This is a genomic window from Rhizobium freirei PRF 81, assembly GCF_000359745.1.
Taxonomy (GTDB): Bacteria; Pseudomonadota; Alphaproteobacteria; order Rhizobiales; family Rhizobiaceae; genus Rhizobium; species Rhizobium freirei.
On sequence record NZ_AQHN01000077.1, the window covers coordinates 62,382 to 74,815 of the forward strand.

The window sequence follows — 12,434 nt, forward strand, 5'->3', positions numbered from 1 at the left end:
CTTTCAGCCGGATATGTCAATACTTTCACGAGCAAAGCTCAGGCCGCATTTCGCTTTTGTCTGAAATTGGCCTAAACATGATGCCGCTTCGACGCGTGCGGAGAGCGGCCCAAGGCTTTTCGCTAGGCCACACGGAAGTAGCTGGTCATGCCGGTCTTCTGATGTTCGATGATATGGCAATGCAGAAGCCAGTCGCCGGGATTGTCGGCGACGAAGGCGAGCTGCACCTTTTCGTCCGGCTGAATGAGATAGGTGTCGGATACGAACGGCTGAACCTGCCGTGTCGAAGAGGAGACGACCGTAAAGCTCATTCCGTGAAGGTGGATCGGGTGGCTGTGCGGCGTCAGGTTCTCCATATCGATGATATAGCTCTTGCCGAGCTTGAGATCGGCAAGCGGCGCGGTCGGATCGGGCGTGTCGCCTGGCCACGGCACCTTGTTGATCGCCCAGAAACTGTAGCCGAGCGAGCCGCAAATGCTGTTGTCGGCTCTGTTTTCCGCCGTGGCGCTGAGAGCCAGAGGAATGCGGGTCGCCGACCCGAGATCGGCCTTCTTGACCGGATTGTCTTCGAGAGATGCCAGGTCGCGGACATCGCGCTTCAGCGAGGAGCCCACCGCGCTCAGTGTCGCCAGCACCTTCGGGTCGGTGCCCTTGATATCCTCAAGCTTGACGATCCCACCCTCGGTGTCCGGCATGCGCACGGCCAGCTCCAGCCGTTGGCCCGGCCCGAGCTGCAGGACATCAAGTGGGAAACGCTGCGGCACGGGATTGCCGTCGATCGCGATCACGGTCGCTTCGGCGCCGTCCATGCGAAAGGAATAGATTCGGGTGACATCGGTGATCGCGATGCGCAGCCGCACGAGGCCGCCGGAGGGGGCGTCATATTGCGGCTGCTGCTGCCAGTTCGCGGTCCGCACCGTGCCGTAGGTGCCGGACTTTGCCGCATCGCGCGGACGGAACTGCGTGATGAACTGACCGTCGCTGCCGAGCCGCCAGTCGCGCAGATTGAGCACCACTTCCGAATCAAAAGACGGGTCCTTCGGATTGTCCACGACGATCACGCCGGTCATGCCGTGGCCCATCTGCTCCAGCGTGTTGCAATGGGGATGATACCAGAAGGTGCCGGCATCGGGCGGCGTGAAGGCGTAGTCGAAATGATCGCCGGTATAGACATAGGGCTGGGTGAGGAAGGGCACACCATCCATATTGTTCGGAAGGCGGATGCCGTGCCAGTGAATGGTCGTCGGATCGTCGATGCCGTTGATCAGCCGGGCCGCGAAAGCCTCGTCCTTCTTCATGCGCACGACCGGCGGCATGCCGGCTTCGCCATAGGTCAGGACATTCCTGGTTGCGCCGCCATCGGCAAGATTTGCCTCGATCTTGGCGGTCTTCATCACGCGCGGTTCGGCAGCGGCCGCGCTGCCCGCAAACTTTCCGGCGATGCCGAGGCCGACACCATAGGCACCGGTGACCGCTGAGGCTTTCAGGAGATTGCGGCGGGTGAGGATCGGCATGGTCAGGCTCCGGGGGTGGCGAGATATGGATGCCTGTTTAAAGTTGACTACGGCGTTCAGCAATAGCATCAAGGTGGCCAAACTGCCGCAGCGGCTACTTGCGGGTGCTGGCAGAGGTGGCGAATGATTCTCGTTGCGATTGGGTAAACTGCATGCTCTCTAAACGGTAACCGGGAGAGCTCATGCGCCGCAACGTTCCAGATCGGCTGCGCCACTTCGCCAAAACAATGCGCCACGACGCCACCAAGGCTGAGAATATGCTTTGGCAAGCGCTACGCCGGAGCCAGCTTGAAGGCTTCAAGTTCCGGCGACAGGTTCCGATCGATGGTTACATTCTTGATTTCGTGTGTTTCAAAGCGAGGCTGATCGTTGAGGTCGATGGTGCGCAACATGCCGAAAGCACCAAGGATCTAGCGAGAGATGCGCATTTTTCGAAGCAAGGCTTTCGCATCGTACGAGTATGGAACCACGAAGTGACGACGAATCTGGAGGGAGTCTGCCTGACGATTCTGGCAGAGTTGAAAAATAGCGGAGAATGAGCGGGAGGATGAAGCTGGCGCGCGCCTATCTCGCCCCGGCGGGCGAGAAAGCAATTTCACTGGTTTAGGAATTGCGAAACAGGGATTTCAAGGCATTCTGAAGCCTTGCGCAATTTCTAAGTCATTGAAATTGCAAGAGCGGGGGTCCTCTTCTCGCTTGTACAATTTCAAGGCTGGCTGCGTCCCTGCCTTCCCCCTCTCTTGCAATTTCTAACACTTAGCCTTGCGGCTAAATGTAAGAAATTGCTTTCTCGCCCGCCGGGGGCGAGATGGGCTGCGCGTTCGAGCCTTGACAAATCGGGCGCGCCATGCGCTTTTCCGCCCGATTTTCTCGTCGGCAGGCGAGGGGCTTGCATGTCCTTTCGCCGCCGCCCGCCAAGTCCAGGATATATACTATGCATCGCTATCGCAGCCACACATGCGCCGCCCTGCGCAAGTCCGACGTCGGTTCGACCGTCCGCATCTCCGGCTGGGTTCATCGCGTCCGAGATCATGGCGGCGTGCTGTTCATCGACCTGCGCGATCACTACGGCATTACCCAGGTCGTCGCCGACCCCGATTCTCCGGCTTTCAAGCTTGCTGAAACCGTTCGCGGCGAATGGGTCATCCGTATCGACGGTCTGGTAAAGGCCCGTACGGAAGACACCGTCAACAAGAACATGCCGACCGGCGAGATCGAGCTTTACGCCCGGGAGATCGAAGTGCTCTCCGCCGCCAAGGAGCTGCCGCTGCCCGTCTTCGGCGAGCCGGACTATCCGGAAGACGTGCGCCTGAAGTATCGCTTCCTCGATCTTCGCCGCGACACGCTGCACCGCAACATCGTCAAGCGCACGCAGGTTATCTCCTCGATGCGCCGCCACATGGGCGAAGTCGGCTTCACCGAATACACGACCCCGATCCTGACGGCCTCTTCGCCGGAAGGCGCGCGCGACTTTCTCGTGCCGAGCCGTATTCACCCCGGCACCTTCTACGCGCTGCCGCAGGCGCCACAGCAGTACAAGCAGCTGCTGATGGTTGCCGGTTTCGACCGCTATTTCCAGATCGCGCCGTGCTTCCGTGACGAGGACCCGCGTGCCGACCGTCTGCCGGGCGAATTCTACCAGCTCGACCTCGAAATGAGCTTCGTGACACAGGAAGACGTCTGGGACACGATGGCTCCGCTCATGACCCAGGTGTTCGAAGAGTTTGCCGAAGGCAAGCCGGTCACCAAGGAATGGCCGCGTATCCCCTATGACGTCGCCATCCGCAAGTATGGCTCCGACAAGCCGGACCTGCGCAACCCGATCGTCATGGAAGCCGTCACCGAGCATTTCACCGGCTCGGGCTTCAAGGTCTTCGCCAACATGATCGCCTCCAACCCGAAGGTTGAAGTCTGGGCGATCCCGGCCAAGACCGGCGGTTCACGCGCTTTCTGCGATCGTATGAACGCCTGGGCGCAGAGCCAGGGCCAGCCGGGCCTCGGCTACATCTTCTGGCGCAAGGAAGGCGAGAAGCTCGAAGGCGCCGGTCCGCTCGCCAAGAACATCGGCGAAGAGCGCACGGATGCGATCCGCACCCAGCTCGGCCTCGATGACGGTGACGCCTGCTTCTTCGTCGCCGGCGACCCCTCCAAGTTCTACAAGTTTGCCGGTGAAGCCCGCACCAGGGCCGGCGAAGAGCTGAACCTGGTCGATCGCGACCGTTTCGAGCTTTGCTGGATCGTCGACTTCCCGTTCTTCGAATGGAGCGAGGAAGAAAAGAAGGTCGATTTCGCGCACAACCCGTTCTCGATGCCGCAGGGTGGTCTTGAGGCGCTGCAGAACCAGGATCCGCTGACGATCAAGGCATTCCAGTACGACGCCGTCTGCAACGGCTTCGAAATCGCTTCGGGTTCAATCCGTAACCAGTCGCCGGAGACGATGGTCGCCGCCTTCGAAAAGGTCGGCCTCAGCCAGGCTGACGTCGAAGAGCGCTTCGGCGGCCTCTACCGCGCGTTCCAATACGGCGCGCCTCCGCACGGTGGCGCGGCCTTCGGTATCGACCGTATCGTCATGCTGCTGGTCGGCGCCAAGAACCTGCGCGAGATCTCGCTGTTCCCGATGAACCAGCAGGCACAGGATCTGCTGATGGGCGCTCCCTCGGCCGCAACGCCGACGCAGCTGCGCGAGCTGGCAATCCGCCTGATCCCGCCAGTCAAGAAGGACTGAGGCTTTCAGGCTTGTTGAAACACAAAACCCGGCGACCGAAATCGCCGGGTTTTTGTTTGGCATGACGGTGTCAGTTAGATCCCGGCATAAACCGCTTTGGCGAGATCGGTCGTGAACTGCCCCCACATGCCCTCGAGAGTCGTGTTGGTCAGAGCGACCACCGTCAGGCCCTTTTCGGCATCGACGAACCAGCTGTGGCCGTAGACGCCGCCCCATTTGATCGTGCCTGCCGAGAAGGGGACTTGCGCCACACCAGGATCGGCAACGACGGACCAGCCAAAGCCGAAGCCGAAGCCGGCTTGCTGCGTCTGCATATTGCCGCCTGCCTGATCGGCCATCATCACCTTCACCGTATCGGCCGACAGCAGCGGCGCGCCGCCTTTGCGCACGGTTTCCAGAATGGCAAGCACGTCGCTTGCCGTACCGGCCATGCCGGCGCCGCCGGAGTGATAGGACGCCGGATCGAAAATCCTGCCCGGCACGAAGCGGATCATGCCGTCGAGGATCGGGAGGGTCGCCTCGTCCCCCATCCGTTGCGGTTCGGGAGCGCCATTCACATAGGCGGCTGCCAGGCGGCGACGATCCCGGACCGAGAAGGCCGTGTCGGACAGGCCGAGCGGCTTCATCACCAGATCGGCGACGGCATCGCCGAGCGCGCCGCCGGTTTCCTTCTCGATAATGCCGCCGAGCACATCCATCGCCAGCGAATAACGCCAGCTTTCACCGGGGGCAAAAAGGAGGGGAGCGCTGGCGAGGCGCTTGAGGTTGTCGTCCAGCGACCGGCCCGGCGTGTCCAGGCCGTCGGATACGCCGGCGCGATGATAGGGGCCGTCCTGTTCTTCCGCGAACGAGTAGCCCAGCCCCGACGTGTGCGTGAGGAGATGCCGGATGCGGATGACGGCTTCGGCTCCATCAGGCAGGCGCGGCCGGAACTCGGGCAGCCATTTGGTGATCGGGTCGTCGAGCCCGATGCGGCCCTGTTCGACGAGGCGCATGGCCGTGATGGCGACGATCGGCTTGGTGACGGAGGCAAGGCGGAAGATGGTATCTTCCCGTGTCGCCATTTTGTTTTCACGATCAGCCAGGCCCGCGGCGCGGGCATAGACAAGCTCTCCGTCCCGGGCGACCAGGACCACGGCTCCGACCAGCCTCTTGTCCGCCAGGGCGGAATCAATCGCTGCATCGAGGCCTGTGGCAGCGATACCGCGGCTCGGTCGGGCGGAATTTTCCAGGGGAAGACTCATGGGACAAAACCTTGTATAATCACAATGACCATTCCTGAATAAATCAAGTCGGAGATTATTTCTAGAGTGACTATTGTGAAAAATGAGCAGGAGACGAAAAATTCTTCGCCGCGGAAGCGTGGACGCCCGCCCGCATTCGATCGCGAGACGGTTCTTGCCGCCGCGCGGGACACGTTCTGGAAGCATGGCTATGACGGCTCCTCGATCGCCGATCTGACGGCGGCGATGGGGATCACGCCGCAGAGCCTCTATGCGGCCTTCAACTCAAAGGCGGAGCTCTATCGCGAGACGCTTGAACAATATCGACGGATGCCTCGGGCAGAGCCCGGCAACCCCTTTCAGGACAAGCTGGATACGGTTGCCGCCTTCGAGCGCTTTCTGATGAATTCCGCCAAGATCTTCACAGCGCCGGAACATCCGAAAGGCTGCATGATATCGACGGCGGTATTGAATTGCGCCGAGGAGAACGAGCCGGTCGCTCATCACGTCGCGTCCATGCGCCTTCAGTCGCTGGATATCTTCGCCAAACGCATCGAGCGCGGCATCGCCGAAGGCGACATGCGGCCGGATGCCGACCCTCGCTCGCTTGCCCGCTTTCTAGGCGCCATCGTGCAGGGCATGTCCGTTCAGGCGCGGGATGGCGCAACGACGGCGGAACTGCTTGCTCTGATGTCCCATGCGCTGAGCGAGCTCAGGAAATACCAGCTGCCGCGCGATAGCTGAATCAGGGAAAAGAAAAACCCGGCGACCGAGATCGCCGGGTTTCCGGATGCTTGGACGAACGGTCGCTTAGTCGTTCGACGAAACCTTCAGGCCGATGACCTGCGGGATCGACTGCGGAGCGCCCATGGCGGCGCCGATGATCATCGGAACCGGAACCGGCTTGCCGGGGGCGGCCGTGACCGTCAGGCTCTTCGGATTGTCGAGATAGGCGTTGACGGCGCTCGAGACGGCGTTCTGCAGTTCCGGAACGTTGAGCTGCGCCATCATGATCGGTGTCATCGCCTTCAAAGTGTCCGCCAGCTGCTTGCCGCTGACGCCCTGCTGCTTGCCGGCGAAATCAAGCGCGCGTCCAGTGATCGACGCGTCGTCGAAGCGGATCTTGGCGCTATTGAAGGTCAGCTGCTGAAGCAGGCCGAGCATGGCGAGACCGGCCGACTGCTGTGCTTCCTGCTGGTTCGGGTTGGAGCGAACCGTCTTAAGCGCTTCCTGCATGGACTTTGCAAATGCAGGCGTGTAGCCGGAAATGCTGAAGGCCAGGTTCAGCTTGCCGATATCCTTGAAGTCGAAGGAATATTCGCTGACGTCGATGGTGCCGGGACCGATTTCCCAGCTGCCCTTCATGGCGACGGTGCCGTCGATCTGCTGCAGCTTGAGTGCTTCGATCGCTTCCTTGGCCTTCGGATCGTCGACCTTGCTGAGATCGGCCTTGATGCCGTTGATCTTGGCGTCGAAGTCGATGCCAGACTTGTCGCCGCGCTTGTTCATGGTGGCGTCGGCGCCCTCGATCGAGAACACTTCGGCGTCGTCCTTGGTAACCGACACGGCGCCGGCATGGGCGCTCTTGTAGTAAAGGAGCGAGCCGAGGTCGCCCTTGCTCGTATCCGCCGGGATCTCGACGCCGTTCAGCTTGAGGTCGGTAGCGGAAACGGCAGCACCATCCTTATCGAAATCGACATCGGCGAAATCGATCTCTTCGATCGTGTAGCCGCCGTCTTTTTCTTCGACGCCGTCCATGGTGATGTCGCCGAGCGGAATGCTGGCGTCCATACCGGCTGCCTTGACGGTGGCGCCCTTCAGCGTCACGGTGCTGCCGTCGATATCGATACCTTCGGCGGCTATCGAGCCGCCCTGCTGGCCGTAAACGTCGTTGATCTTCTTCAGCAGGTCATTGCCGTCAAGCGCGAAGGCTGAGCTGGCGAAAGACAGGATGGCGGCGCTGCTCAGCATCAACCGCGTGGTCCGATAGAAAGTCATGATGGCGTTTCCTCGTTAAGCCGGTGTGTCGGCGGGGGCGTACATATTGAGCGTGTACTGCGGCGATTTATATTGATCTTTCTCCAAAAATCCAATGACAAAGAGGCTTGTGTGCAAGCGCAGCAAAAATCTGTGTGCATCGGCGTTGAAAGGCGCCGGAGCCGTCTTCATCCACAGGTGCTTTCGGCTGATTTCTTGCCGGGAATCGCCATCTCCGATAGTCAAGAGCCATGGGAAAAAATCTTACTCCGCCGTCCGGCGATGGCGACAATATCCTTCCGGTCGATCTGAAGGCCGCGCTCGAAGAGCGCTACCTGGCCTATGCTTTGTCGACGATTACGCAGCGCGCGCTTCCCGACGTCCGCGACGGGCTGAAGCCGGTGCATCGCCGTATCGTTTATGCGATGAGCGAGATGGGGCTTCGCCCCAACGCCGCTTTCCGCAAATGCGCCAAGATCGTCGGCGAGGTGATGGGTAACTATCATCCTCATGGCGACCAATCGATCTACGATGCGCTGGCGCGCCTGGCGCAGGATTTCTCGCAGCGCTACACGCTGGTCAACGGCCAGGGCAATTTCGGCAACATTGATGGCGATAGCCCCGCCGCAATGCGTTACACCGAATCCAAGATGACGGCGGTCTCCGAACTGCTGCTCGAAGGCATCGACCAGGATGCGGTGGATTTCCGCGATACCTACGATGAATCCAATTCCGAACCGATCGTGCTGCCGGGCGCTTTCCCCAATCTGCTCGCCAACGGTTCCTCCGGGATTGCCGTCGGCATGGCGACCTCGATCCCCTCACACAATGCCCATGAACTCTGCGACGCCGCGCTGCATCTGATCAAGGATCGCGAGGCCACCGTCGAGAAACTGGTGGAACTCTATATTCCAGGCCCGGACTTTCCGACCGGTGGCATCATTATCGACGATCGCCGGAGCATCATCGAAAGCTACAAGACCGGCCGCGGCGGCTTCCGTGTCCGGTCTAAATGGGAGATCGAGGATCTCGGCCGCGGTGGCTACCAGATCGTCGTCACGGAAATCCCCTTCCAGGTGCAGAAGTCGCGCCTGATCGAAAAGATCGCCGAGCTTTTGCTGGCGCGCAAACTGCCGCTGCTTGAGGACATTCGCGACGAATCCGCCGAGGATATCCGTGTCGTTCTCGTGCCGAAGAGCCGCACAGTCGACGCAACGATCCTGATGGAATCGATGTTCAAGCTGACGGAGCTGGAAAGCCGCTTCCCGCTCAATATGAACGTCCTGTCCATGGGCCGCATTCCGAAGGTCATGGCACTGAACGAGGTGCTGAAGGAGTGGCTGGATCACCGTCGCGAAGTCTTGCTGCGCCGCTCGCGCTTCCGGCTTGCCGCCATCGAAAAGCGGCTCGAAATCCTCGGCGGCTTGCTGATTGCCTATCTCAACATCGATGAGGTCATCGCCATCATCCGCGAGGAGGATGAACCGAAGCCCGTCATGATGGAGCGGTTCGGCCTCACGGATAATCAGGTCGAGGCGATCCTCAACATGCGGCTGCGCTCCTTGCGTAAGCTGGAAGAGTTCGAGATCCGTAAGGAATTCGACGGCTTGACCAAGGAGAAGGCCGATATCGAGGCGCTGCTCGCCTCGGAAGAGAAGCAGTGGCAGACAGTGTCCTGGGAAATCGGCGAGGTGAAGAAGAAATTCGCCAAGGCGACCGAGATCGGCCGCCGCCGCACGCAGTTTGCCGAAGCACCCGAAGCCGACGATGCCGCCATTCAGCAGGCGATGATCGAGAAGGAGCCGATCACGGTCGTCGTCTCGGAAAAGGGATGGATCCGCGCTCTGAAGGGCCATATTTCCGACACTGCATCGCTCACCTTCAAGGAAGGCGATGGGCTGAAGGTTGCCTTCCCGGCCCAGACGACGGACAAGATCCTGATCATGACGACGGGCGGCAAGGCCTACACGCTCGGCGGCGACAAGCTGCCCGGCGGGCGCGGTCACGGCGAGCCCTTGCGCATCATGGTCGATATGGAAAACGATCAGGACGTGCTGACGGCCTTCGTCCACGATTCCCAGCGCAAGCAGCTGATCGCGTCGACGGCGGGCAATGGCTTCATCGTCGCCGAAGCGGAACTGGTTGCCAATACCCGCAAGGGCAAGCAGATCATGAACGTCTCCTATCCCGACGAGACGAAGCTTCTGGTGCCGGTTTCCGGCGATCACGTCGCCGTTGTCGGCGAGAACCGCAAGATGGTCCTCTTCCCGCTGTCGCAGGTTCCCGAAATGTCGCGCGGCAAGGGCGTGCGTCTTCAGAAATACAAGGATGGCGGCATTTCCGACATCCGCTGCTTCGTGATCGCCGATGGCCTGACCTGGGAAGACAGCGCCGGCCGCACCTTCACCAAGACCAAGGACGAACTGACGGAATGGCTCGGCGACCGCGCCGGTGCAGGCCGCGGCGTGCCGAAGGGCTTCCCCAGAAGCGGCAGGTTTTCGGGGTGAGGAGCGGTCGGGCGAAGACCGAGCGATCGACCCAGTGGGTCGATCGCAGCGACGAACGCCCTGAGCCCTAGCGAAGGGCCGGGTGGCAGGTCGTCTGAACGGTGAAGAGCCTCAGCCTTGACAGGGATGGTCGGTGCCTGAGCGATTCAATCACTGCAGGGAACGCAGACGTCTCGCAGGAAATGTGTCGCTCCCTCTTCATCGATTTCTCCGGCGGCCACTGCTACGACGAAGCTGTAAAGATTGGCGTCCGTCGTTTGAATTCGGTGGCCGTTGTCCATGAGAAAGACCGCCGTCGCGACGATGGCGATGCGTTTGTTGCCATCTATGAAGGCATGGTTTTTCACCAACCCAAATAGATAGGCCGCCGCCAGTTCGATGATATCGTCGCTGCCGTATCGGGCTTTGTTAATCGGGCGTGCCAAGGCGGATTCGAGGGAACCTTCGTCTCGCAAGCCATAGGAGCCGCCGAACCTTTTGATCTGCATCTTGTGCAATTGTTCGATGAGTGGCCTAGTCAGGAAAATAAACGGCATTACTCCGCCAGCTTCTTGAGTGCCACTTTATACTGATCCATGAAACGTTGTGCGTGTTCTATCTGACGCGCAAAATCAGCGTCGGTTGGCTGCATGAGCAGTCCACCATCTTTGAGGCTGAGTTCCAATGTGTCGCCAGCGCCGAGCCCCAGCTGGTCGAGAACTTCCTTCGGAATGATAACGCCTTCGGAATTACCGATTTTGCGGATGGTGACGTTCATGTCCTGGCTCTCCATGTAATAACCAAGTTATAACATAGGATGCTTATTGCTTCAATGCGCAAGGGCCTACGCTGCCAACGCCGCTCTCGCCTTCACCCGCGCCTGCCACAGCGAATGAGCGGCGAGCGCCAGGATCAGTATCGCGCCGCCGGCGAGCGTCATGTTGGCGGGCGCCTCGGCGAAGATCAGCCAGACCCAGATCGGCGCCAGGATCGTTTCCAAGAGATAGAACATTGCGACTTCCGGCGCAGTGAGAAAGCGTGTGCCTGTCGCAAGGCACCAGAAGGAGAGGGGCATCAGCACGCCGCCATCGAGGAGGATCCAGCCGGGATGATCGATGGAAAAGCCGGTCGGCAGCATGTGATAGAGTCCGACGACAGCAGGAAGGGCGGCGGCCAGCAGCGGGGCAAAGCCCATATCCCGCCGGGAGGCGCGGCTGATGGTGATGGCGCAGGCGCTGGAAAGCGACGCGAGCACGGAGAGTGCATCGCCCAGCAGATGGCCAGACTCCATGCCATCCCCAACGATCAGACTCACTCCGAGGATCATGACCGCCATGGTGATGAAGGTCGAAACGGCAGGGCGCTCCTTGAGGAAGATCCAGGAAAGCAGCGCGGTGAACATCGGGTTGAGGGCGATGATGAACACCACGTTCGCCGCCGTCGTGTAATAGACGGCGAGAAGAAAGCAGATCGTCGTCAAACCATAGAAGAAGCCGACAGGAACTCCAAGCCTGCCCGGCAGCACGTTTCGCACCGAGCCGGTGACGCGGCGGATGACCAAGAGTGCGGCAACCGCCGCGATGACGGTCGCCAGGCTGCGCGCCGATAGCACCGACCAGACCTCGCCGCTGGAAAGCCGAATCAGCGGTATGTCCATCGACAGGACCAAGCCGCCAAACGTGGTCAGCAATAGGCCTTTCCTGTGGTCGAGAGATTGGCGAACATTCAGCGGGCGTTGTCTTTGTCGCCGTCGATGGCGGGATCGAACCGCTCCCAGCCGCGGGGGGTCAGATGCTCCTGCGGCTGAAAGCGTGTCTTATAGTCCATCTTGCGCGATCCCCTGACCCAGTAGCCGAGGTAGACGTGCGGCAGTCCCAGCGCCTTTGCCCGCTTGATGTGATCGAGGATCATGAAGGTGCCGAGCGAGCGTTGATCGAGATCGGGATTGAAATAGGAATAGACCATCGACAGGCCATCGCTCATCACGTCGGTCAAGGCTGCCGCTAGAAGCTCGCCTTTCGGGCGCTGTTCCAATCCCGAACCTTCTTCACGGCGACGATATTCGATGATGCGGGTGTTGACATGCGTGTCCTCGACCATGATCGCATAGTCGAGCACGGTCATATCGGACATGCCGCCCTGCTGGTGACGGTAGTCGAGGTATCGGCGGAAGAGGGAATATTGTTCGCTGGAGGGCTGTGCCGGGAATTCGGTGGCGATGACGTCGTTATTTGCTGCCAGCACGCGCTTCATCGAACGGGTGGCCTCGAATTCATGGGCGAGGATGCGGACCGATATGCAAGCGCGGCAGGCTTCGCAGGCGGGGCGGTAGGCAATGTTCTGTGAACGTCTGAAGCCGCCCTGGGTGAGGATATCGTTCATCTCAGCCGCACGTGGGCCGACAAGGTGCGTGAAGACCTTGCGCTCCATCTCATGCGGCAAGTACGGACAGGTAGCCGGTGCCGTCAGGTAAAACTGCGGAGATGGCGTCGACTGCGTATTCATCTGC

General features: G+C 60.5%; 11 protein-coding genes. 4 read left to right on the forward strand and 7 right to left on the reverse strand.

The genetic code is table 11. The annotated features are described in order from the left end of the window. Positions 1-122: 122 nt before the first annotated feature. Complete coding sequence (locus RHSP_RS20795; RefSeq protein ID WP_037153443.1) at positions 123-1,514, reverse strand: multicopper oxidase family protein; 1,392 nt, start codon at positions 1,512-1,514, stop codon at positions 123-125. Between the two features lie 182 nt (positions 1,515-1,696). Here RHSP_RS20795 and RHSP_RS20800 point away from each other — a divergent pair, with 182 nt between their 5' ends. Next, positions 1,697-2,053, forward strand: a complete 357-nt coding sequence (locus RHSP_RS20800; protein ID WP_004122259.1) for an endonuclease domain-containing protein — start codon at positions 1,697-1,699, stop codon at positions 2,051-2,053. 395 nt (positions 2,054-2,448) lie between these two features. Then, a complete protein-coding gene (gene aspS, locus RHSP_RS20805; RefSeq protein WP_004122263.1) occupies positions 2,449-4,239 on the forward strand; it encodes an aspartate--tRNA ligase in 1,791 nt (596 codons plus the stop codon). A gap of 74 nt (positions 4,240-4,313) precedes the next feature. On the opposite strand, the gene RHSP_RS20810 is transcribed toward aspS, so the two are convergent. Further along, positions 4,314-5,483 carry a serine hydrolase domain-containing protein gene (locus RHSP_RS20810; RefSeq protein ID WP_037153445.1) on the reverse strand — a complete coding sequence of 390 codons (1,170 nt, stop codon included), beginning with the start codon at positions 5,481-5,483 and terminating at the stop codon, positions 4,314-4,316. 66 nt (positions 5,484-5,549) lie between these two features. Here RHSP_RS20810 and RHSP_RS20815 point away from each other — a divergent pair, with 66 nt between their 5' ends. Then, positions 5,550-6,206 (forward strand): TetR/AcrR family transcriptional regulator, encoded by a 657-nt coding sequence (locus RHSP_RS20815; RefSeq protein WP_200863283.1) that lies wholly within the window; start codon positions 5,550-5,552, stop codon positions 6,204-6,206. Positions 6,207-6,272: 66 nt separating this feature from the next. Here RHSP_RS20815 and RHSP_RS20820 read toward each other — a convergent pair whose 3' ends face one another. After that, a complete protein-coding gene (locus RHSP_RS20820; protein WP_004122270.1) occupies positions 6,273-7,460 on the reverse strand; it encodes a hypothetical protein in 1,188 nt (395 codons plus the stop codon). A gap of 230 nt (positions 7,461-7,690) precedes the next feature. Between RHSP_RS20820 and parC the strand changes: the two genes are divergently transcribed. After that, on the forward strand, positions 7,691-9,946 hold the full coding sequence (gene parC / locus RHSP_RS20825; protein ID WP_004122282.1) for a DNA topoisomerase IV subunit A: 2,256 nt from the start codon (positions 7,691-7,693) through the stop codon (positions 9,944-9,946). Between the two features lie 146 nt (positions 9,947-10,092). On the opposite strand, the gene RHSP_RS20830 is transcribed toward parC, so the two are convergent. From RHSP_RS20830 to RHSP_RS20845, 4 genes are all read right to left on the reverse strand, one after another. Then, positions 10,093-10,482, reverse strand: coding sequence for a type II toxin-antitoxin system death-on-curing family toxin (locus tag RHSP_RS20830; protein WP_004122284.1), 390 nt, complete (start codon positions 10,480-10,482; stop codon positions 10,093-10,095). Next, a complete protein-coding gene (locus RHSP_RS20835) occupies positions 10,482-10,703 on the reverse strand; it encodes an AbrB/MazE/SpoVT family DNA-binding domain-containing protein (RefSeq protein ID WP_004122286.1) in 222 nt (73 codons plus the stop codon). The genes RHSP_RS20830 and RHSP_RS20835 overlap by 1 nt, the downstream gene beginning before the upstream one ends. A gap of 66 nt (positions 10,704-10,769) precedes the next feature. Further along, positions 10,770-11,615 (reverse strand): DMT family transporter, encoded by an 846-nt coding sequence (locus RHSP_RS20840; RefSeq protein WP_004122288.1) that lies wholly within the window; start codon positions 11,613-11,615, stop codon positions 10,770-10,772. A gap of 35 nt (positions 11,616-11,650) precedes the next feature. Then, positions 11,651-12,430: an arginyltransferase gene (locus RHSP_RS20845; RefSeq protein ID WP_004122290.1), complete on the reverse strand. Its 780-nt coding sequence runs from the start codon at positions 12,428-12,430 to the stop codon at positions 11,651-11,653. Positions 12,431-12,434: the final 4 nt, after the last annotated feature.

Bases quoted from the DNA above. Each gene is read 5' to 3' on its own strand.
- aspS (WP_004122263.1), top strand. From the start codon at position 2,449: ATGCATCGCTATCGCAGCCACACATGCGCCGCCCTGCGCAAGTCCGAC.
- RHSP_RS20830 (WP_004122284.1), bottom strand. From the start codon at position 10,482: ATGCCGTTTATTTTCCTGACTAGGCCACTCATCGAACAATTGCACAAG.
- RHSP_RS20845 (WP_004122290.1), bottom strand. From the start codon at position 12,430: ATGAATACGCAGTCGACGCCATCTCCGCAGTTTTACCTGACGGCACCG.
- parC (WP_004122282.1), top strand. From the start codon at position 7,691: ATGGGAAAAAATCTTACTCCGCCGTCCGGCGATGGCGACAATATCCTT.
- RHSP_RS20835 (WP_004122286.1), bottom strand. From the start codon at position 10,703: ATGAACGTCACCATCCGCAAAATCGGTAATTCCGAAGGCGTTATCATT.
- RHSP_RS20800 (WP_004122259.1), top strand. From the start codon at position 1,697: ATGCGCCGCAACGTTCCAGATCGGCTGCGCCACTTCGCCAAAACAATG.
- RHSP_RS20820 (WP_004122270.1), bottom strand. From the start codon at position 7,460: ATGACTTTCTATCGGACCACGCGGTTGATGCTGAGCAGCGCCGCCATC.
- RHSP_RS20795 (WP_037153443.1), bottom strand. From the start codon at position 1,514: ATGCCGATCCTCACCCGCCGCAATCTCCTGAAAGCCTCAGCGGTCACC.
- RHSP_RS20810 (WP_037153445.1), bottom strand. From the start codon at position 5,483: ATGAGTCTTCCCCTGGAAAATTCCGCCCGACCGAGCCGCGGTATCGCT.